The following is a 20,938-nucleotide window of genomic DNA, read 5'->3' as shown; positions in this document are numbered from 1 at the left end:
TCTTTATTGAATGAGCCCTTTATTTAGTAAGAATTCCCTTGCTACATCGATTGGATTATCATCATCATAGTCAACGCGGTAATTCATTTCTTGTATCTCTTCTTCTGTTACAATTCCCGCTAGCTGATTAAGAATTTCTTCTAACTCAGGAAGTTCTTCCATCGTTTCTTCACGTAGTAGTGGTGCCCCTTGATACGGTGGAAATAATTGCTCATTATCTTCTAATACGATCAAATCATATTCAACAAGATAAGCATCCGTAGAATAAGCATCAATCACTTGAACATCACCCGAAACAAGAGCACGCGATCGTAATGCAGCTTCCATCGATTGAACATTCGCAAATTCAAATCCATACATCTCAACCAACCCAGGATAGCCATCATGGCGATCGACAAATTCGAACGTAAATCCAGCTGATAATTCATCTTGATATGGCTCTAAATCTGAGATCGTCTCCACACCCGTCTCTTCTACAAATTCACTCGTAACCGCAATCGCATACGTGTTCTGATAAGCCATTGGCTCTAGGAAGATAAGATTCTTTTCTTCATAAATCCCGTCTCTTGCCTGTTCGTAAGCTGCGCGCGGGTCGTAACTAAAATCAGTAATATTTAACAAATCCCCAACCACTGTACCTGAAAATTCCAAGTACATGTCAATGTCCCCGACACGTAGCGCGTTATATACAAATTCAGTGCCACCTAATCCTGATCGCACATCGACGCTCATTTCTGTCTGATCTTCAATTAAGAGCTTGTACATGTTTCCAATAATTGCAGGTTCGGCACCCTCTTTTCCTCCGACTACTAATTGCAAACCACGGTCATTCCCGCCTTGAATTGATGCAAGGGGTGGAATAATCACAACAGCCAAAGCAAGTGCGACAACTGCAACAATCGGCATAAAAGATGTTCCTCTAGAACGGTTTTGTGTGAATCGTAAAATAAAATCAAAGAACAAGGCTAATAAAGCAGCTGGTATAGCACCAAGTAAAATGTACTCATTATTGGCACGTTGAATTCCTGTCATAATTAAATCACCAAGGCCACCCGCACCGATTAAAGCAGCAAGTGTCGCTGTTCCTACAATTAGAACCATCGATGTTCGAATCCCTGCCATCACCGTAGGCATCGCGATCGGTAATTCGACTTTGATTAATTGTTTATAGGAATTCATCCCCATTCCTCTTGCCGCCTCACGAATCGCAGGGTCGACCTCGCTAATTCCTGTATATGTATTGCGTAGAATAGGAAGGAGTGCATAAGCAACTAAGGCAATAATAGCTGGTGTTGTTCCAATGCCAACAAATAAAATCATAAAACCAAGTAAAGCTAAGCTCGGAATCGTCTGCAAGACAGCGGTCATTCCGATTATGAGTTCAGCTAGTCGTTTTTTCCTTGTTAAATAGACACCGAGTGGGACAGCAATAACAACAGCGATAAGTAATGAAATGAGAGATAGTTGCACATGTTGCCATAAAGCATTCCAGAGCAGATCTTGTCGTTGCATAAATAATTGAGTTAATCGATTCCATGTCTCCATTATGCTTCACGCTCCTTCATCCAAGCCTTAGCCAGCTCAGCATAACTGATCGTCCCTACAACCTTATTTGCCTCTTTAACCAGTAACGGGGCTATTGGATCTTCTTCTAATAACTGATAGGCTTCTTCAATAGGGGCATCAAATAAAATCGAACGTTCTGTTGTACCGAGCGATTGATGATTTTCTGAGACAGGTCTCATTATTTCGTGTACTCTGACGACACGTTTAGGCGCTCTTTTTAAAGCGCGATCTCCTATAAAATCTGTGACAAATGAATCTGTCGCTTCATACATTAGTTCACTTGCTGTTCCTACTTGTACTACTTTTCCTTCTTTCATCACACAAATTCGGTCTCCGAGCTTTAATGCCTCGTCCATATCATGGGTTACAAATACGATCGTTTTTTTGATGGAGTGTTGTAAGTTCTTGATGTCTTCTTGCAACTGTTCTCGACTAATCGGATCGAGCGCACTGAACGGCTCATCCATCAATAGAATGTCAGGATCGGCGGCTAAGGCTCTTGCCACTCCTACGCGTTGCTGTTGCCCCCCTGATAACTCTGTAGGCATACGATGACGATAGACGTCTGCATCAAGTCCAACTAATTCTAATAGTTCATTCACACGGTCTCGAATACGAGACTTCTCCCACTTTTTCATTTCGGGGACGACTGCAATATTTTCTCCGACTGTCATGTTTGGGAACAAGGCAATTTGTTGTAAGACATAGCCGATGTTCCAACGTAATTTATGTATATCTCCTTCAGTGATTGGCTGATCATTAATACGAATTGTCCCATCTGTCGGGTCAATAAGCCGATTGATCATCTTCATTGTCGTTGTTTTCCCGCATCCACTCGGTCCAATCACGACAAAAAATTCTCCTTTCTTGATGGAGAGGTCTAAATTCGATACAGCTTTTGTTCCATCTTCGTACTGTTTCGTCACACGTTCAAATGTAATCATAAGGTCAATCCCTTCTATTTGTCTCGATACATCCTGCTAGGGTCTAGCCTTGATATATACCCACCATCTTACCAATGTATTCATGCTTTTTCCATAATTAGAACTCCTTACTATGGTGTCCTCTTTATGTAGCGAACATGAACAAAGAGATAGAAAAAACCTAATGAAGAGCAAACTCCTCATTAGGTTGATAGGCTTCTATTCCTTACGATTGGAAGGATGCACCATTTAGCCACTGACCACCGTCAATGGTAATGCAATCCCCGTTAATATAACTTGCTTCAGGTGATAAGAGGAACGAAGCGAGGCTCGCTACTTCGTCGACTTTTCCAAAGCGACGTGCTGGGATCCCTTTTAGTACCTTTTTATAAGCAGCATCATCTCTGATCAAGCGTTCGGCGCCACCTGTTTCTTCAATTGGACCAGGAGCAATAGCATTCAAACGAATGCCGTACTGGCTGCCCCATTCGACAGCGAGTGTGCGTGTCATCGCTAGAACGCCTGCTTTAGCTGTTGCTGAATGAACGACTCCAGGTCCTGCCGTCCATGCATATGTAGCGATGATGTTGATAATACTACCTTGCTGCTTGTTTTTTATCCACTCTTTACCGACTGCTTGCGTGCAGTACCATGTGCCGTTTAAGACAATGTCAATAACAGCCTTCCAGCCATTTTCTGATAGTTCCTCCGCACGCACTAAGAAGTTTCCTGCTGCATTGTTCACTAAGTAATCAATTTGACCAAATGTTTCAATCGTACGGTCAACCATATGTTGAACTTTTTCTGGGTCACGGACATCCATCACAACAGGTAAGACTTGTCCTTCAAACGTTTCAATTTCTTCCTTAGCTTGTAGCAAACGTTCTTCATTACGACCACTTATGGTTACATAGGCACCTTGGCTCGCAAATTTTTTAGCCATAGCTTTCCCCATACCACTGCTTCCACCTGTTACGATTACGGTTTTCTTTTCCATCTTAATTCCCCCTGTCAACAATTGTGAAGATTGACCTCATTCCTTATACCAAACTCGCTCTCTTTCTTATTATGACGAATGATTCAGAATTTTGAAAGGGTTTTCTTTTCTGATTAAAATAAAAAACAGCTACTCACTAGGAGTAACTGCTTTCTCTTTTGAAAGGATGTCATTAGATGACTACGCCACCGTCAATGCTTAGAATTGTTCCAGTAATGAAGCGCGCTTCATCTGAAGCAAGGAACGCATAACCGTTCGCAATATCTTCTGGAGTACCAAGGTCATTTAATACTGATTTGTCTTTCATCATGTCTAGAACTTTATCAGGCATTTTTGCTGTCATTGGCGTTAGGATAAATCCAGGAGCAACAGCATTAACACGAACGTTAAAACGTCCAAGTTCTTTTGCCCATGTTTTTGTCATACCGTTTACGCCCCATTTTGTTGCAGCGTAGTTTGTTTGACCAAAGTTACCGAACGAACCAACGATCGATGATGCGTTTAAGATTACGCCACCTTTTTGTTCCTTCATGATCGATGCAGCTTCTTGAGATGCGATGAATACACCTTTAAGGTTTACATCAATTACACGATCCCATTGCTCGTCTGTCATTTTTAATAACTGAGCATCTGCAGTGATTCCTGCATTGTTCACAAGAACGTCTACGCGCCCAAATGTTTCAACTGTGTATGCAAATAAGTTCTTTACTTCTTCACGCTTTGTTACATTGACAACGAAACCAATTGCTTCTGCACCCAGTTCTTTACATGCAGCAACTGTTGCGTTGATTTCTTCTTCGTTCATGTCAGCAACAACAATTTTCGCACCTTCTTTAGCGAATTTGAAAGCTGTTGCTTCCCCAATTCCACGACCTGCACCTGTAATAATAGCTACTTTATCTTGTAATTTCATCTTCATTTCCTCCTAGTTATCTAGTAAAACAATATTTTTATCGATTACTTATATAATACCAATAGAACCACAAATAATGGCAACAATAACACTTAATACAGGAATCGCACAACCAACAACGAAGATGTCTTTATATGAATCTTTGTGAGACATTCCTGTAATTGTTAATAGCGTTAAGACCGCCCCGTTATGTGGAAGTGTATCAAGACCACCTGATGCAATCGATGCAACGCGGTGGAACGCTTCAGGTGGAATGCCTGTTGCTACAGATAATTCCATATAGCGATCACCTAGTGCTTCTAAGGCAATCCCCATACCACCTGATGCTGAACCAGTCGAACCAGCTAAAATGTTTATCGCTACAGCTTGTGAGATTAATGGGCTTCCTTGGATTCCCATCACAAAATCTGTTAGTTTCTCAAATCCAGGTACAGCACGAACGACTGCACCGAAACCTACAGCTGCACTCGTGTTAATAATGGCAATTACCGAACCACTTGCCCCTTTGTTTACCGAATCTGTAAACTTCTTAATCATTTTAAAATTAAAGGCAATAATCATTAAAATACCAGTAATCAATGAAACTACGATATCCCAGTTAAATACGTTCAACGTGAAGATAACGGCAATTAATGGTAAGAATGAAAGAATTGGATTTGGAAGTTTTGATTCATCAATCTCTTCCACATCTTGATCTTTTGGCTCAGTAAACAATTCACCAGCCGCACGAGTTTGTTTCTCTCTCCATGTTAAGTACACATATCCACCTATACCCATAACTAGTGCAGCAATAATACCCATGAAAGGGGCAGCCATTGCTGTAGTATTGTAATACTCTGTTGGAATTAGGTTTTGAATTTGTGGTGTACCAGGAACAGCAGTCATCGTGAATGTGAAGGCACCAAGAGCAACCGTACCTGGTATTAAACGACGAGTAATGTTCGCTTCACGGAATAAAGCAATCGCCAATGGATAGACAGCGAATACTACAACGAATAAACTAACTCCACCATAGGTTAAGACCGCACAAGCTACAATTACACCTAAAATTGCACGTTGTTTACCAATGACTTTCGTAATTATAGAAGCAACGGAACTAGCAGAACCGGTGTCCTCCATTAATTTACCGAAAATCGCACCAAGCATGAATACCGGGAACCATAACTTCGCAAAGTTAACGAACCCTTCCATGTAGGTGTTTTTATATGCATCTAGAAGATCAAGTCCTCCAAAGATCGCAACAACCCCTGCTGTGATTGGCGCAACCCAAATGATCGACCAGCCACGGTATGCAAGATACATTAATAATACTAAACCTAAAATGATACCTAACATGTCTACTCCCCCTTATGATCTTTATACAGACATTACTTCTTTTCCGCTTCTAAGCTCTAGGCCCATCTTTTCAGCGCGGAAAATACGTTCGTCCATCGTTTTTAAATTTTTAGAAATGACTGGTTTAAAGTCCATTTGTTCTAAAATATCACGTTCTAGATCGACTCCAGGAGCGATTTCTGTTAGAACAACTCCTTCACGACCAAGCTCAAACACTGCACGCTCGGTAATATAGAGAATGGTTTGACCCGTTTCGTTTGCATAATCACCACTAAACGTAATATGTTCAACATCACTTAAGAACTTCTTGATCTTACCTTCTTTTGTAATGTTCAATTGACCATCTGTAACTTCTACACCTAATCCACCAGCTGTAAATGTCCCACAGAAGACCACACGTTTTGCATTTTGGGTGATGTTGATGAAACCACCAGCACCAGCAATTTTAGGTCCGAACTTACTAACGTTTACATTCCCGTTACTATCTAATTGAGCAAGACCAAGGAAGGCTACGTCTAATCCGCCACCATCATAGAAATCAAACTGATACGGTTGGTCTAGGATACAATCTGGATTAATCGAAGCACCGAAGCTCATTCCACCTGCAGGAATTCCCCCAACAGGGCCTGACTCGACTGTGAGATTAATTAAGTGATCGACACCTTCTTCGTTTGCTACCATAGAGACACCTTCAGGCATACCAATCCCTAGATTCGTGACAGCATACGGCTCAAGTTCCATCGCAGAACGACGAGCAATGACTTTACGCTCATCTAATGGAAGAGGTTTTAGATCACGATTGACCGCACGCATTTCACCACAATAAGATGGATTATATTGCTCAGCAAAAGTCTGCATGTGATGTTCAGGCTCAGCGACAACTAGTGCATCAATGATAATTCCAGGTACTTTGACTAAACGAGGATCTAGGCTTCCTTTTTCGACAATTTTCTCAACTTGGGCAATAACAATCCCTCCTGAGTTTTTAGCAGCTTGTGCAATGGAAAGAATCTCAAGTGTACCTGCTTCTTTATGAAGAGTTAAATTCCCGGCCTCATCTGCATATGAACCACGGATTAACGCAACGTGTACTGGAAATGTTTTATAAAATAAGTATTCCTCGTTGTTTACTTCCATCAAAGATACAAGATCTTCTGTCGTACTTTCGTTTAACTTTCCGCCTTGATTACGTGGATCAACAAATGTTTTTAATCCAACATGTGTTAATGTACCAGGTTTTCCCGCTGCAATATCACGGAATAAATGAGAGATAACACCTTGAGGGAAATTGTACGCTTTGATTTTGTTATCAATCGCTAACTTTTGTAGCTTTGGCGCGAGTCCCCAGTGACCTCCAATGACACGTGATACAAGTGATTCATGGCCAAGGTGATTTAACCCTTTCTCTCTACCATCTCCTTGTCCTGCTGCATACATGAGCGTCAAGTTTTGTGGCTTTTGTTCAGCAATAAAACGTTGCTCAAGTGCAGATGTTAATGCTTCAGGGTGTCCGTTCCCAACGAATCCTCCTGTTGCGACCGTAGAACCATCTTGGATCATTTTCACGGCTTCTTCTGCTGTTTTTACTTTATTAATCATGTCTTTTACCTCCTACAACATCTATGAATACGCTTTCTCTACCTTACACGAAGAAAAAGTACGCTAATCTTATATGCAAGAGGTGTGCCAACTTTAAATAACGAGCAGAACAAACGCTTTACACAAAAAAACATATATTTTTTTCCGAATATATCCAAATATTATTCTGATAAATTGTTTACGTCAGATAAACTTAACAAACCCGATCAAATATTGTACAGATTTTCATACATACTGATCATTCGAGTAAATTGGTGTCCTACTTACCGAACACATACTAGAAACAGCAAGATAACTGTCCGTTTTAACGGAAAACTCACCTTGTTTCATAAACAAGGTGAGTGAATTAAATTCCATATTTAGTTAATTTTTCATAAAACGTTGAACGACTAACCCCTAAGACAGATGCCGCTTTGGAGCGATTGCCTTTTGTGAAATTTAACGCATGAATAATCGCTGCTTTTTCTGCTTTTTCAATGGATCGCGCTAATGTTTCGACGTCTTCTTCCATTGTTGTATTCGTAAGTTTAGTCGGCAGATGAAGTGGCTTGATCACCGTCTCACGGTCAAGCATGTTCATCGCACGTTCTATCACATTTTCAAGCTCACGAATATTGCCGGGCCAGTGATATTGGTTCAGCAATCTTTGAGCTTCTTTTGATATGCCTTCTACTTGTTTTTTCATAATTGGACTTAATTTGTTCATAAAATGATGACTTAGTTCGACTAGATCACTTTCTCGTTGGCGTAGTGGCGGAATATTGATTGCTACGACATTCAATCGATAATAGAGATCCAACCGAAACTCACCTTTCTCTACCATTTCTTCTAAATTTCGATTCGTGGCAGCGATCACACGCACATCAATTGGCTTACTCGTTGTCGATCCAATCTTCTCGACTTCTCTTTCTTGTAAAATACGTAAGAACTTGACTTGCATATGAAGAGGAAGTTCCCCAATCTCATCTAAGAAAATGGTTCCACCGTCTGCTGCTTCAAATTTTCCTTTTTTTCCACCTTTTTTTGCGCCGGTAAATGAACCATCCTCATACCCGAATAATTCTGATTCTAGTAGGTCAGGTGGGATTGCTGCACAGTTTACTTTAACAAAGGAACCAGGAGCACGTTTGCCTGCATTATGAATCGCATGAGCAAATAATTCTTTACCAGTTCCACTCTCCCCTAGTAATAGAACAGTTGAGTCGCTTTGTGCCGAACGTTCTGCCTGATGTTTGGCATCAGTCACTGATTCACTTGTCCCGACAATATGATGAAACGTGTATGTAGCTTTATTTTGTTCACGAAACTCACCCTTATATTTCTTTAACTCGGTTTCCATCATTTTGATTCGTTTGTAAAGTGAATTAAATCCACCGACATTCTGAAATAAGACACGTCCGACAGCTCCCGTTACCTCTCCGCCTTTAATGACAGGCATACGAGTAGCAATCATGTAATCTCCGTTGATTCGTTGAAGATCTGCTACTTCTGGTTTTCCTGTTTTTGCGACAATGTGCATTCTCGTGTTTTCAATCACTTCTGTCACGTGTTTTCCGACTGCATCTGTTGGGTCAATTCCAATGAACTCAGCATATTCCTTATTTAACATCGTGATATAGCCATCTTTATCGACAATAACGATCCCATCAAAAGCAAACTCCATAACCGTTTCTAGTAACTCCGTTTTTTCCCGATCGACTTGAAGTAGATCTTCTAATTCTTTAATTGAGGAAATCAAATAGACAAAATGTTTATTGTCACGAATCATGGTCTCTTCTCTACGTAAAATAAACTCATGCTCGCGAAAAGTTACGTGTATATTCGTACCTTCTGAGATTCCTTTAAATAAATTACCATCTATATAGGAAGTTAAAACTTGTCCTTTAATCTCTTCCGGTGTTTTTTTAACCATGCGTTGAAACATATCGTTGTGGAACAGAATTCTATGTTCACAATCGGTTAAAATCGCACCAAAAGGTAACGAACGAATCATCGCTTCCATCTGTTCATAAGAGCGCTCAATCGCCCCAACATAATCCTTCATATTCAACATTCATTCGCCTCACTTAACCGTTTTCATTGGTCCTAGTATATCACAAAAAAGAGAGCTCAAAAGGAGCCCTCTTCTTCAATTTTTATCAAATTATGGACGTTCCACAATAAGTGCTGTACCTTGTCCGCCGCCGATACATAACGTAGCAAGACCACGCTTAGCTTCACGACGCTTCATTTCATGTAGAAGTGTAACAAGTACACGTGTTCCTGAAGCACCAACTGGGTGTCCAAGTGCGATGGCACCACCATTGACGTTCACTTTTTCTGGGTCTAATTTTAAATCTTTTACAACAGATAGCGCTTGTGCTGCGAATGCTTCATTTGCTTCAATTAAATCAAGATCATCGACAGTAAGGTTCGCTTTAGCAAGAGCTTTCTTAGTCGCTGGCACTGGGCCATAACCCATGATTTTCGGATCAAGTGCAGCTTGACCATGTGAAACAATCGTCGCTAAAATATCAAGTCCAAGTTCTTCTGCTTTTTCTTTCGCCATAACGACAACCATAGCAGCCCCGTCATTAATGCCTGACGCGTTACCCGCTGTGACGGTTCCATCTTTTTTAAATGCTGCACGTAACTTACCGAGTTTCTCAATCGTTAAGCCGTGTTTAGGGTGTTCATCTGTGTCGACGATGATTGGGTCACCTTTACGTTGTGGTACAGGTACAGGGACGATTTCTTCATCAAAGATACCTTCTTTTTGAGCTTTCTCTGCACGCTGTTGACTTTGAAGAGCGAAAGCATCTTGCTCCTCACGAGTGATGCCCCATTGTTCAGCGATATTCTCAGCTGTTACACCCATGTGAATGTTGTGGAACTTATCTGTTAGAGCATCGTTAATCATTGTATCGACGATCTTTCCATCTCCCATACGCTGACCCCAACGAGCCCCTGGCATAATGTATGGTGCTTGACTCATGCTTTCTGCTCCACCTGCAACAATGACATCAGCATCGCCTAGCGCGATAAACTGAGCAGCCATACTAACTGTACGAAGACCAGATCCACAAAGCTTGTTAATAGTTAATGCAGGCGTTGTTTCGGGCATACCCGCATAAACAGCGATTTGGCGCGCTAAATTTTGTCCTAAACCAGCAGATAAGATATTACCAACTAATACTTCATCTACCATATCCGGTTGGATGTTTGCACGTTTAATGGCTTCTTTTGCAGCGATCGCTCCTAGTTCAACGGCAGGTACACTTGATAGAGTACCTCCGAATGTTCCAACTGGTGTACGTGCTGCACTTACAATAACTACTTCTCTCATAATAAAAATCCTCCTTTATGTTGCTAGAAAACTATGTCAACACTTTCTGATATATAGATCGATTCGACAAAAAGACAACGAATCCTTCAAGAATTATTAATGCAATTTTTATGCCAAGATAAAATTCTAAGAAAATAATTTTTTAATACCCTCTTTTAATATCTACTAAATTTGTGAGAGGTTTTTCTTCTTCAATCGCTTTAAGTGTTTTGACAAAACAAGCGATTCCTTCTCCAGGTGTTGTCACAGCTGAAATATGCGGGGTGATTGTAATTAGAGAATGACTCCAAAAGGAATGATCTTCAGCTAACGGTTCTTCTGTAAAGACATCGAGAACCGCAAAGCGAACATGTTGTCGTTCTAATGCATCAAGAAGATCACTTTCAACAATCGATGCGCCTCTCCCTACATTAATAAACCCGATCTCTGAAAATTGCCCGAACATCTTTTGGTCGAAGAGATGTTCTGTTTCCTTTGTTAGAGGTAAAGTATTAATAACATAGTCAAGGCCCTCTACATTTGGTATCGGGGAATCTATTGAATATACTTTCTCAAAATTTTCCTTTTGTTTCCCACTTAATGAGACGCCGTAAACCTTCATACCTAATGAAGAAAATAGGTTCGCTGCTACTTGTCCGATTTCCCCTGTACCATAGAGAAGAACCGTTTGATCTTGAATGAGTTTAGGAGTCTGCGGTTCCCAGCGCCTTTCTTCTTGCAACTGTTGAAACGCATCGTGGAGCTGAATATCTTTTAATATATAGCTCAAGCTATACTCTGCAATCCGCGCACCGAATGATGTGACCGTTCTTGTAAGCATGACATCCTCTGGCCAATCCTTATTAAGAAGAAAACGATCGACACCTGCCCCTAGTGAATGAACCCATTTCACCTGACTAAGGTCGAAGTCTCTTTTTAGATTAAAACCGACAACGGCATCTGCCCACTTGAGATCCGCCTCTTCTACATCTTCTTCCCGTAAATAACGAAATTCATTTGCAAGACTTTCTTTATCTAGGAATGCTTTTAGTTTCGTGTGCTTTTGACTAATAACTAGAATATGATTAATCTTCACTAGATTCACCTCATTTTCTTCGATCATACCACCGATATTTCATACAGACAACGGAAATCAACTTAACTTACACTCTACCGGACAAGTAGCAAATAAGTGAGTAATCTACGTTCTGTGAAATCAACATTTCACAGAACGTAGAATTTACGATAAACTAGAGATGAGGTGAGTATAGTGTCATTGTTTGCAAAATTGAACGATCTACATAAATCAACCGAAACACAAACGAATGTTCTATCTGAAGGGATACGTAATCAATACCGGAAAATCGAATCACTCCCTTCCTTTATTCAACATTATTTACTTAGTAGAATTTCACTAGGATATTCCAAACAAACGGTTCAGCGATATATTTATGACTATCATTATTTCTTTCAATATGTAAAACGAGTGTCAGAAGATGCTAGTTTTGTTTCCTCAAATGTTTCACTTGAGGAGTTTCTGCAACTAGAAAAAGCCGCGATCGAACATTATATTTCTTATTTAGCACTCGAGATGGAAAATGAACCAAGAACGATTAATCGAAAAATATCTGCTTTACAGTCGTTGTTTGATTATCTCGTAAAAAAAGGAGAAACGTCTGTGAATCCGATTAGTGGCGTCGAACGTCCAAAAGTTGGTAAACGAGAGCCAGTGTTTTTGACAGTATCAGAAGCCCAGCGATTGTTAGAAGCCATCCGCGACACATCGACTCTATCTTCTAGACAACGTAAGTATGCTGAAAAATTATTAGAGCGAGATTATGCTGTGATTTATTTATTGCTAAGTTCTGGACTTCGAATTTCCGAACTCTCCTCTTTAAAAATGAAAGATTACTCTACAGAGGAACAATTATTAAAAATTCGTGGAAAAGGAAACAAAGAACGAACCATTCCTTTATCTATTGAAACGATCAACGTAATGGAACAATACTTAGCTTCAATCCCACAATCGTATCGCCCAAAAAAAGCAACGGATGCCGTTTTTATTGGCTACCATTTTCAAACTAAGTCATACTCAACAGAAATTCGGGTAAGCGCCTTACAAAAAATGATTCAACGACAATTGAAACGAGCGAGGCAGCATACGCCTGCACTGCATAACAAAACCATTACCGCTCATAAACTACGTCATAGTTTTGCTACAGCACTCGTAGCCAATGGTGTGGATGTATTAACCGTACAAAGTTTACTCGGACACGAATCGGTCGCAACCACACAAGTGTATGCTCATGTTCAAGACCAAGCGCGACAAGATGCGATTAGACAATTAACGATTGGATTAGAATGAACATCTATTGAAACCATATTTAAATAAGCCTATTTAAAGTTCCTAATCATTATAGTAAAATGATGGAAAGAGATTGGGAAAAGAGGTGGTTACTTGATTCAAACGTTTTTCACTCCAGGCGTATATTCAGAAGACCCCATCTTTCTTTCCATCGCTCACTTAGGCGCAATAGCAGCATTCGCAGTGTTCATCTTCTGGTTCTTTATCCATCGTAAGAAGCCTTATATGAAAACGGTGATGAGACCCGTTCTTATAAGTATGTTACTTCTATCTGAAGTAAGCATTCTCATTTGGACGGTTTCAACGGGAATCTGGGACGTTCGCTTTCATTTACCATTACAATTATGTACAATCAGTTTATTTCTTAGCATCTTTATGCTCATTAGCAAGAAGAAATGGTTAGTAGACGTCGTTTACTTTTTTGGTATCGCCGGAGCTACACAAGCGATCCTCACACCTGACCTTTATTACTCGTTCCCACATTTTCGTTATTGGCATTTTTTCATCGCACATATTGCCATTATTCTTTCGATTTTATATATGATATGGGTAGAAGGCTTCAGATTAACTGTAAAATCGGCTATTCGTTCTTATATCTTTTTAAACGTTATTGCTCTCTTTGTTTTTGGCATAAACTACATAACGGGAGCTAACTATATGTTTTTATCGCATAAACCAGAAGGGCCAAGCATCCTTGATTTCCTTGGACCCTATCCGTGGTACATATTACAACTACAATTAATCGTCGTTCTCATGTATGGGCTGCTGTATCTTCCCTTCCATTTCATCAGACATCGAGAAATCAACAAACAAAAAGAAGGAGCAAATTAATTCGCTCCTTCTTTTTGTATATGCTCAGCATAACCTTGAGCCGGGTACGTTTCTCGGACAGGAGACTCTGTCCAAACATGGACCATATCCCCAACTAATAAATCCCTGCTCGCGAGTGGCTGCCCATTTTTATCAATGATTTCTGTTTGATGATCGATTTCAAAGTAGATGTCTTGGTCAACTAGAATCGAATGCTCTAGTTTTTCTGTTATCATGCCCACCTTGTATGGCTCGGTTGTTGGGAATGATTTCTCCCCACAAGCACTCAATAGCATAGAAAGAAAAATAATAAATATGACTCGTTTCAATCGAATTCCCCTCCATTCCATCCATCATGAAACAGATGACTATCTTTTCCTTTCATTGTAGAACGAATCCACCATTAATGAACTTCCCATCTTTCAAATTCTAGTCCAGTTTGCACCAATCGCTCGATGTCGCTTTGGTTTAAAGACACTTTTGAAAGTGGTGTTAAAACGACAGGACCATACACAGCAGCCACTTCCTCTCGGTGTTTACGCCAAGCGTCTTGACGGCAATAGGTTTTATACGTTTGGCCATCTTTTTTATACGTAAACTCTGAAATAGGACCACCTAACAGTTGCTCTATTTGATCTGATCCATTCAATTGAATATGGGTTGGCTTTTTCCTTGGTTCAAAAATCAAACTATCCATTTATGATCACCTCTAGCACAAGTATTGGATATCTTGTATGATTCTATTCAACCTCACCTAGCTTGTTTGGTTGACTGTACTCGGTTAGTGATCTTGTGTGATAAAAGAATAAGAAGAGCTGTACATTCGCGCACAGCTCTACCTGATTAAATCTTATACAAACGACGATACTTTTCTTCTAAGTAGCGAACCAATGGCTTGGAATCAATGCCACCACCAGTAATGTCCTTAATAATTTCAGCCGGCTTTTTCATCTTCCCGTGCTTATGAACATTTTCCGTCATCCAATTTCGGATAGGCGCGTAATCACCCGTACGAATAAGTTCATCAAAGTTAGGTAAGTCGCGTTCAATCGCCTCTTTTAATTGAGCGGAGTAGATATAACCGAGTGCATAAGAAGGGAAGTATCCAAACGCACCAAATGACCAATGAACATCTTGTAAGACGCCTTCACCATCATGTTCAGGACGAATGCCTAAATACTCTTCCATTTTATCATTCCATAAACGAGGTAGATCTTTCACTTCAATTTCTCCTTGCATTAAGGCCTTTTCAAGCTCATAGCGAAGGATGATATGAAGGCAATAGGTCAACTCATCACTTTCAATACGAATTAATGACTGTTTCGATTGATTGACCGCAAAATAAAACTCATCTAATGACACATCGTCAAATTGTCCAGCTGAGTGTTTTTTGATTAAGTCGTAATTACGTTCCCAAAAACCAAAATTCTTCCCAACAAATTTCTCCCAAAATAGAGATTGAGATTCATGAATACCCATGGATGTACCGTCACATAATGGCGTTCCAACCAAGTCTTGTGAAATATTTTGCTCATATAACGCATGACCACCTTCATGGATCGTACCAAATAACGAGACTCTGAAATCTCTTTCGTTATACTTCGTTGTAACGCGGACATCATTTGGATTAATTCCAATGGCAAAAGGATGAACCGTTTCATCTAATCTTCCAGCTTCAAAGTCATAGCCAATTTCTTTTAATATATCGCTACTTAACGCTTTTTGATTCTCACGTGGAAATTGTTCAAATAAGAAATCAGTGCGTGGTTGGTGCTTAGATTCAGTTACTTCTTTTACAAGCGGAATTAACTGATCACGAAGTTCCCCAAATACTTTGTCGATTGTATCCACAAAAACACCTGGCTCAAAGTCATCAAGTAACGTATTGTAAGGATGTCCGTTATGTCCTAAGTAGCCAACAAAACGCTTTTTGAATTCAACTAGCTTCTCAAGGTTCGGTCTGAACATTTCAAAGTCAGCCTTATCCTTCGCTTCTTCCCAAATCGACTCTGATTGAGATTGCAGCATAACATATTCTTTGTATTCATCCTTAGGGATCTTCATATTACGCTCAAATTCCTTATGGCATAATTCTACACTTTTCTTCGTTACTTCAGATAAGTGTTCTTGAGCACTTTCTTCGCGTAATTCTACTAAAAAAGAAGCCATTTCCTCTGATGTAGATAATTGAAATAGTTCTGAGGAAAGGGTACCGATCACTTCAGACCGCTGTGGTATGCCTTTTTTAGGTGCACCTGTGCGTGCATCCCAAGCTAATAAAGACAATGCCTGACCGTAGTCCTCCATCTTTTTTGTATAAGCTAAAAAGTCTTGCTCTACTTTTTTGATTCGTTCACTCATATGTATAATCCACCTTTCTTTTCACATCCATTTAACAGAAATACTCTGTCTATCATTACATTCTACACTCGCCCTATAATACCTTCAAATAAACGATGATTTTTCTGTATTCTTGTCGAAAGATATGATATGGTGTGTATGTTATAGGAGGTTATTGTATTGGAATTTAACATAACGGATGCAGCAAGTACATTTTATATAAATGAGTTGCCATTAAAAACTGGAGATACTTTACGCTTATTTGTAAGAGTGGGTGGAGTTGGATCTGGCGGCTTCTCGGTTGGGGTAATGAAAGAAGATCCACAAGTAACGTCTTATACCGTAGAAAAAAAGGGTGTCATCTTTTTTGTAAATGAGGATGACTTTTGGTATTTAGATGGGATGACGATAGATTATAGTGAGGATTTCGGCTATCTTGATTTCCATAGTCCGAAATTTGAACAAACAGATCATCCTGATTTTAATGGTAATGACCATAAAAAATAACCGACTGCATGCAGTCGGTTATTTTTTTGCTTCTTTTAGTTGCTGATCCACTTTAGCTAGCAACTCTTCTGAGAACTCAAAAAATTGTTGGTCGACACCTGTTTGATGTGTAACAGCTTTTTTGTATTGATCCTTAGCTTGATTGACAGCCTCTGTTGCTGCTTCGAGTTGTTCTGCATCCATATTCACGGTTGCTTGTCCAACCATACGTTGAGCGGATTTAATTGCCATCTCTACTTGTTGCAACTCGTTATACTCTTCACTCATTGATATCCCTCATTTCTATCTTACTGTTTATACTTTGCACAAATGAGGTGATCTTTATACATATACTTTGTTTACATAATATTATTATGATTTACTCTATAAAAGAAGACATCATAAATATGATGTCTTCAACTCGAATGATGATTAATCTTTTCTAGGTGGTCTTGGCCCAAAGAATTGATAATAGTCTGTTTTAATGTTCCCGTTATAAAGTTTGCGTTTTTTACTAGCCTTCTTGCCGTAAAATGTCTCAAATTGTTCGTGTGACGTTAACATATAGATTGACCATGTATCAAGTAATTTAAATGCTTCGCCCATATCACGATACATTTCTTCTACTTCTGGTCGTTCGCCTAAGCGTTCGCCATATGGAGGGTTACCGATTAATACGCCATATTGTCCTTTGTGACGGAAGTCTTTCACTTGCATTTGCTTGAATTGAATTAATTCATCAAATCCCGCTTCCATGGCATTATTTTGTGCCAATTCAACAGAACGATGATCAATATCTGCCCCTAAAATATCAAGAGGTTGATCATAATTAGCGAGGTCTTCAACTTCTTGTCTCGCTTCATTCCACTTATCTTCCCCGATCCAATGCCAATCTTCTGATGCAAACTCACGATTGAATCCAGGAGCTATATTTTGACCAATCATTGCTGCTTCAATCGGTAAGGTACCTGACCCACAGAACGGATCTGCAAAAGGACGGTCTGGCTTCCAATTAGTTAGCATAATCATCGCTGCAGCAAGTGTTTCTTTCAAGGGTGCCTCATTATGATGGTAACGATACCCACGCTTATGAAGTCCGGTCCCACTTGTGTCGATCGTTAAAGTCGCTACATCTTTCAAAAGAGCAACTTCAATCCGGTAAAACGCACCGTCCTCGTCAAACCAGTCAAGTTTATGTTTTAATTTCATGCTCTCTACAACCGCTTTTTTAACGATTGCCTGACAATCTGAGACAGAAAACAAAGTTGATTTGACAGATTTTCCGATCACGGGAAACTCTGCATCAACAGGAATCAAATCTGCCCACGGAAGAGCTTTTGTTTTTTCAAATAGTTCATCAAACGTGTAAGCTTTAAATTCACCTACTTTAATTTTTACACGATCAGCTGTGCGTAGCCATAAATTTGCACGTGGAATCGCACTTACATCTGCGGTAAATTCCACTCGGCCATTTTCAACTTTCACATCGTTATAACCTAAATCTTTTACTTCTCTTGCAACAATCGCTTCAAGTCCCATTGTCGCTGTAGCAATTAACGTCACTTTATTCATCATTCCGTGTCTCCTTATGTAAAAACAGTTATCTCTATTATACGATTTGTCCTACGCTGTGACAAATCGAATGATAAAACACATATAAATGAAAAAAACCCCTGTTAGAGGGGATTTCTCAAAGTCACTTATTCAAGTCATCCTGTAACTGTTCGATAAGCCATGTTCTGTACCTTAGTACTACAAGCGGTGATGAGCCTCGTACGCCGGTGGTAATCATCTGTCTACAAGATCTATATCTTGTTCATCTGAACCGTTCATTTCCCGTTCAGAAAATGCCCCTACCTAATTTTGGGTTTCTCGCTCGTGGGGTTTACCTCGTTCCACTCTATTTGTTTCCAAATAGACTCCGTCACTGTGGCACTTTCAAAGTGTTCACACCATATCCTAAGACTTAGGTGTCTCACTTGCCGTTAGCCCAGCTAAAAGCCAGACTACCCTAGCTTATGAATTGGCTAGGCACGAACACTACAGGCATCTCAGCCTGTGCGAGCATGGACTTTCCTCTACACGAAAAACGTGCAGCAATTACCTAAACAGTTCAGCTGTCATAAGCGACAAATTTAATTATACTAATTCTTCTCCGTCAAATCAAGGGTAATTATTCCCTTGTCTAGTTGAATTGCTTTTCTAGCAAGTTCATCTGCATTACGGTTTTGCTTACTCGGAATCCACTTCATGAAAAATAGCTCAAATGAATCGATAAGTACAAGAGCTTCACGTAAATACGGTTGGTATCGAACTTTTTTCACATATCGTTTTTCAATTGCTTGATCAATAAGTTGTGAGTCTGTTCGAAATGATACATGCTTGAACCCTTTATCCACACAAATTCTTAAAGCATGTAATAACGCCTCATACTCAGCTTCGTGATTCGACATCACTTCTAATGGGATGGAAAAATGCTCAACCTGCCCATCCTTGTAATTAATAAAAACTCCTGCCCCAGAAGGGCCCGGGTCCCCGGCGCTTGCTCCATCAATATAAACATCGATCAACGGCCTCTCTCCTTAGCCTCAACCAACCTATAAATCAGTCGTATAATTTACTACCGAATACTTTTTTCTCTAAATTCGATAAGCGCTGAAGAATATCATAATTTGTGCTTCCTGCACTCGGAGTTGGTGTCTGACGCTGTGGGCGTTCAGATTGCTGCTTCATTTCCCGACGCAGTTTTTGATTTTCTTGTTCAAGTTGTGTCACTTTCTTTTGGAAAGCTTCATAATCTTGAATAACAGAGTCAAGAAACTTATCAACTTCATCTGGATTATAACCGCGCATACTTGTTTTAAATTCTTTATCTAAAATATCTTTTGCGGACAAACGAACTTCTTGACTATTCATTATTAATCACCTCAGTAACTGTTCAACCATAAAGGTTATTTCTTTCTATTTTTTCAAAAGATCGTTCACTTGTCAATTTGTATTATTCATTCGGCCAATTATCTTGCCTTTCCATCTCAACTTCTTGGATGAGAATATCTAGGTCCTCAGGCGTAATTGTATAAATAGGATAGTCTTTTGTTTCGGCCTTTTTTTTCGCTGGTTCTAAATAATAATGAGGAGACCCTACCTTATCCTCATCAATTAATAAAAGAATTGCGTCTGACTTTTGAATGATGAATTCATTTTTCATTCGAAGTTGCGCGGGATTATCATACGGTCGTTTTGTAATACTGTCAACATAATCTGCTTGTTGGAGAATAGATCGATAATGTTCTTTCGTCTCTTCCTTCCAACGATCTTCTTGTTGTAGAAAAGGTGTTAAGACGGATAGCTTCACTTCTGGAAATTCTTTTTTTAACATTAAAATCACTTCCGCCGCCCAAATCTCAACACCTAGCTGCCCGCTTATGATGACCCATTCTAACCCCTCATTAATATAGGAACGAAATTTTTGTTCCAACGCTTTTTTTATGTAGGTAACACCTTGATGTTTCGGGTCGAAAATGCCTAATTCATGTGCTTTATAGCCTGAGACCGCAAGAACCTTCATCTTCTCTCCACCTTTTTAAAAAATGAAGGTCTAAACCTTCATGATTGTTCAAATCTTCATGAATTAGTCTAGACCTTGAGATCATTGTCTATTCGAGACGGAATTAACGACCGTAGCTACATCCGCAAGAACCGTTGCCGCCTTTACCTTTTCCTTTACCTTGATCCATAGGACCCATGTTCGGCCCGGCCATAGGAGCCATATTCGCTCCACCCATTGGTCCAAAGCCCATAGGAGCCATGTTAGGTCCAGCCATAGGAGCCATATTTGCTCCACCCATTGGTCCAAAGCCCATAGGAGCCATGTTAGGTCCGGCCATAGGACCCATTCCTTGAGGGCCAAAGCCACCCATTCCTTGAGGGCCGAAACCGCCCATCGGAGGACGAGGCGGCATCATTTGACCTGCAATCTGAGGGCCTGGTCCATTATCTACAAACTGTTGATTTGAGATCGTTTGATCAAATGAATCTGTGTGCGGGAAGCTGTGAACATGCTTATACACATGGTTTGTTACATGTGTTGTATGCGTTGGGTGAACTTCTGGTACGATATATTCACAAGACTTCTGAGTGACGTTACACTTTGTCGGATGAACAACAGCCGGCATTACTTTACTACACTTAGGTGGTTGATGACATTTGTTATACATAGGTTAACTTCCTCCTTTTATTGGTGAGTCAATATTAACCTATGTCAGTATGTACACGTGTGTACTAGTTGTTTCACCTAATT

General features: G+C 39.9%; 21 protein-coding genes and 1 other RNA gene. 3 read left to right on the top strand and 19 right to left on the bottom strand.

Translation table 11 applies throughout. The annotated features are described in order from the left end of the window. Positions 1-3: 3 nt before the first annotated feature. The 9 genes from CDZ88_RS06760 to CDZ88_RS06720 all read right to left on the bottom strand — a co-directional run bounded on the left by CDZ88_RS06760 (position 4) and on the right by CDZ88_RS06720 (position 11,733). Positions 4-1,545: an ABC transporter permease/substrate-binding protein gene (locus CDZ88_RS06760; RefSeq protein WP_100372818.1), complete on the bottom strand. Its 1,542-nt coding sequence runs from the start codon at positions 1,543-1,545 to the stop codon at positions 4-6. Beyond that, a complete protein-coding gene (locus CDZ88_RS06755; protein ID WP_100372817.1) occupies positions 1,545-2,510 on the bottom strand; it encodes an ABC transporter ATP-binding protein in 966 nt (321 codons plus the stop codon). The genes CDZ88_RS06760 and CDZ88_RS06755 overlap by 1 nt, the downstream gene beginning before the upstream one ends. 205 nt (positions 2,511-2,715) lie before the next feature. After that, complete coding sequence (fadH, locus tag CDZ88_RS06750) at positions 2,716-3,486, bottom strand: 2,4-dienoyl-CoA reductase (RefSeq protein WP_100372816.1); 771 nt, start codon at positions 3,484-3,486, stop codon at positions 2,716-2,718. A gap of 172 nt (positions 3,487-3,658) precedes the next feature. Beyond that, entirely contained in the window at positions 3,659-4,399 is a 741-nt protein-coding gene (fabG, locus tag CDZ88_RS06745) for a 3-oxoacyl-[acyl-carrier-protein] reductase (RefSeq protein WP_100372815.1), read from the bottom strand. Positions 4,400-4,447: 48 nt separating this feature from the next. Beyond that, positions 4,448-5,734: a GntP family permease gene (locus CDZ88_RS06740; RefSeq protein WP_100372814.1), complete on the bottom strand. Its 1,287-nt coding sequence runs from the start codon at positions 5,732-5,734 to the stop codon at positions 4,448-4,450. A 21-nt stretch (positions 5,735-5,755) separates the two neighbouring features. Beyond that, complete coding sequence (locus CDZ88_RS06735; protein WP_100374619.1) at positions 5,756-7,330, bottom strand: acyl CoA:acetate/3-ketoacid CoA transferase; 1,575 nt, start codon at positions 7,328-7,330, stop codon at positions 5,756-5,758. A 349-nt stretch (positions 7,331-7,679) separates the two neighbouring features. Next, positions 7,680-9,386, bottom strand: a complete 1,707-nt coding sequence (locus CDZ88_RS06730) for a sigma 54-interacting transcriptional regulator (protein WP_100372813.1) — start codon at positions 9,384-9,386, stop codon at positions 7,680-7,682. Between the two features lie 90 nt (positions 9,387-9,476). After that, positions 9,477-10,658, bottom strand: coding sequence for an acetyl-CoA C-acetyltransferase (locus CDZ88_RS06725; RefSeq protein ID WP_100372812.1), 1,182 nt, complete (start codon positions 10,656-10,658; stop codon positions 9,477-9,479). 142 nt (positions 10,659-10,800) lie between these two features. Next, on the bottom strand, positions 10,801-11,733 hold the full coding sequence (locus tag CDZ88_RS06720) for a D-2-hydroxyacid dehydrogenase (RefSeq protein ID WP_100374618.1): 933 nt from the start codon (positions 11,731-11,733) through the stop codon (positions 10,801-10,803). Between the two features lie 174 nt (positions 11,734-11,907). Here CDZ88_RS06720 and CDZ88_RS06715 point away from each other — a divergent pair, with 174 nt between their 5' ends. Together CDZ88_RS06715 and CDZ88_RS06710 are read left to right on the top strand one after the other, a co-directional pair. Then, on the top strand, positions 11,908-13,002 hold the full coding sequence (locus CDZ88_RS06715; protein ID WP_100372811.1) for a tyrosine-type recombinase/integrase: 1,095 nt from the start codon (positions 11,908-11,910) through the stop codon (positions 13,000-13,002). A 93-nt stretch (positions 13,003-13,095) separates the two neighbouring features. Then, a complete protein-coding gene (locus tag CDZ88_RS06710; RefSeq protein ID WP_100372810.1) occupies positions 13,096-13,833 on the top strand; it encodes a YwaF family protein in 738 nt (245 codons plus the stop codon). Here the strand turns inward: CDZ88_RS06710 and CDZ88_RS06705 are convergent. The 3 genes from CDZ88_RS06705 to CDZ88_RS06695 form a co-directional block, all read right to left on the bottom strand. Further along, positions 13,830-14,141 (bottom strand): DUF3221 domain-containing protein, encoded by a 312-nt coding sequence (locus CDZ88_RS06705; RefSeq protein ID WP_100372809.1) that lies wholly within the window; start codon positions 14,139-14,141, stop codon positions 13,830-13,832. The two genes, CDZ88_RS06710 and CDZ88_RS06705, sit on opposite strands and share 4 nt — an antisense overlap. Positions 14,142-14,215: 74 nt before the next feature. After that, on the bottom strand, positions 14,216-14,509 hold the full coding sequence (locus CDZ88_RS06700) for a hypothetical protein (protein ID WP_100372808.1): 294 nt from the start codon (positions 14,507-14,509) through the stop codon (positions 14,216-14,218). Between the two features lie 146 nt (positions 14,510-14,655). Further along, positions 14,656-16,173 carry a carboxypeptidase M32 gene (locus tag CDZ88_RS06695; protein WP_100372807.1) on the bottom strand — a complete coding sequence of 506 codons (1,518 nt, stop codon included), beginning with the start codon at positions 16,171-16,173 and terminating at the stop codon, positions 14,656-14,658. Positions 16,174-16,332: 159 nt separating this feature from the next. On the opposite strand from CDZ88_RS06695, the gene CDZ88_RS06690 reads away from it, so the two are divergent. Beyond that, on the top strand, positions 16,333-16,659 hold the full coding sequence (locus CDZ88_RS06690) for an iron-sulfur cluster biosynthesis family protein (protein WP_100372806.1): 327 nt from the start codon (positions 16,333-16,335) through the stop codon (positions 16,657-16,659). An 18-nt stretch (positions 16,660-16,677) separates the two neighbouring features. On the opposite strand, the gene CDZ88_RS06685 is transcribed toward CDZ88_RS06690, so the two are convergent. The 7 genes from CDZ88_RS06685 to CDZ88_RS06655 all read right to left on the bottom strand — a co-directional run bounded on the left by CDZ88_RS06685 (position 16,678) and on the right by CDZ88_RS06655 (position 20,855). Next, complete coding sequence (locus CDZ88_RS06685) at positions 16,678-16,926, bottom strand: DUF2564 family protein (protein WP_100372805.1); 249 nt, start codon at positions 16,924-16,926, stop codon at positions 16,678-16,680. A 144-nt stretch (positions 16,927-17,070) separates the two neighbouring features. Then, a complete protein-coding gene (locus CDZ88_RS06680; protein WP_100374617.1) occupies positions 17,071-18,210 on the bottom strand; it encodes a THUMP domain-containing class I SAM-dependent RNA methyltransferase in 1,140 nt (379 codons plus the stop codon). A 151-nt stretch (positions 18,211-18,361) separates the two neighbouring features. After that, an RNA gene (rnpB, locus tag CDZ88_RS06675) (RNase P RNA component class B) lies at positions 18,362-18,750 on the bottom strand. Positions 18,751-18,782: 32 nt separating this feature from the next. Continuing rightward, on the bottom strand, positions 18,783-19,208 hold the full coding sequence (locus CDZ88_RS06670; protein ID WP_100372804.1) for a reverse transcriptase-like protein: 426 nt from the start codon (positions 19,206-19,208) through the stop codon (positions 18,783-18,785). A 34-nt stretch (positions 19,209-19,242) separates the two neighbouring features. Next, positions 19,243-19,554 carry a cell division regulator GpsB gene (gene gpsB, locus CDZ88_RS06665; RefSeq protein WP_100372803.1) on the bottom strand — a complete coding sequence of 104 codons (312 nt, stop codon included), beginning with the start codon at positions 19,552-19,554 and terminating at the stop codon, positions 19,243-19,245. 82 nt (positions 19,555-19,636) lie between these two features. Further along, entirely contained in the window at positions 19,637-20,206 is a 570-nt protein-coding gene (locus CDZ88_RS06660) for an SLOG family protein (RefSeq protein WP_100372802.1), read from the bottom strand. Positions 20,207-20,309: 103 nt separating this feature from the next. Then, positions 20,310-20,855 carry a spore coat protein gene (locus CDZ88_RS06655; protein WP_100372801.1) on the bottom strand — a complete coding sequence of 182 codons (546 nt, stop codon included), beginning with the start codon at positions 20,853-20,855 and terminating at the stop codon, positions 20,310-20,312. Positions 20,856-20,938 lie beyond the last annotated feature (83 nt).

The organism is Bacillus sp. FJAT-45037 (genome assembly GCF_002797325.1).
In the GTDB taxonomy this organism is placed as follows: Bacteria; Bacillota; Bacilli; order Bacillales; family Bacillaceae_D; genus Alkalihalophilus.
The sequence above is the reverse complement of the archived record's forward strand: the minus strand, read 5'-3'. Positions and strand labels throughout refer to the sequence as shown.

Bases quoted from the DNA above. Each gene is read 5' to 3' on its own strand.
- CDZ88_RS06760 (WP_100372818.1), bottom strand. From the start codon at position 1,545: ATGGAGACATGGAATCGATTAACTCAATTATTTATGCAACGACAAGAT.
- CDZ88_RS06755 (WP_100372817.1), bottom strand. From the start codon at position 2,510: ATGATTACATTTGAACGTGTGACGAAACAGTACGAAGATGGAACAAAA.
- fadH (WP_100372816.1), bottom strand. From the start codon at position 3,486: ATGGAAAAGAAAACCGTAATCGTAACAGGTGGAAGCAGTGGTATGGGG.
- fabG (WP_100372815.1), bottom strand. From the start codon at position 4,399: ATGAAATTACAAGATAAAGTAGCTATTATTACAGGTGCAGGTCGTGGA.
- CDZ88_RS06740 (WP_100372814.1), bottom strand. From the start codon at position 5,734: ATGTTAGGTATCATTTTAGGTTTAGTATTATTAATGTATCTTGCATAC.
- CDZ88_RS06730 (WP_100372813.1), bottom strand. From the start codon at position 9,386: ATGTTGAATATGAAGGATTATGTTGGGGCGATTGAGCGCTCTTATGAA.
- CDZ88_RS06725 (WP_100372812.1), bottom strand. From the start codon at position 10,658: ATGAGAGAAGTAGTTATTGTAAGTGCAGCACGTACACCAGTTGGAACA.
- CDZ88_RS06700 (WP_100372808.1), bottom strand. From the start codon at position 14,509: ATGGATAGTTTGATTTTTGAACCAAGGAAAAAGCCAACCCATATTCAA.
- CDZ88_RS06695 (WP_100372807.1), bottom strand. From the start codon at position 16,173: ATGAGTGAACGAATCAAAAAAGTAGAGCAAGACTTTTTAGCTTATACA.
- CDZ88_RS06685 (WP_100372805.1), bottom strand. From the start codon at position 16,926: ATGAGTGAAGAGTATAACGAGTTGCAACAAGTAGAGATGGCAATTAAA.
- CDZ88_RS06680 (WP_100374617.1), bottom strand. From the start codon at position 18,210: ATGAATAAAGTGACGTTAATTGCTACAGCGACAATGGGACTTGAAGCG.
- gpsB (WP_100372803.1), bottom strand. From the start codon at position 19,554: ATGAATAGTCAAGAAGTTCGTTTGTCCGCAAAAGATATTTTAGATAAA.
- CDZ88_RS06660 (WP_100372802.1), bottom strand. From the start codon at position 20,206: ATGAAGGTTCTTGCGGTCTCAGGCTATAAAGCACATGAATTAGGCATT.
- CDZ88_RS06655 (WP_100372801.1), bottom strand. From the start codon at position 20,855: ATGTATAACAAATGTCATCAACCACCTAAGTGTAGTAAAGTAATGCCG.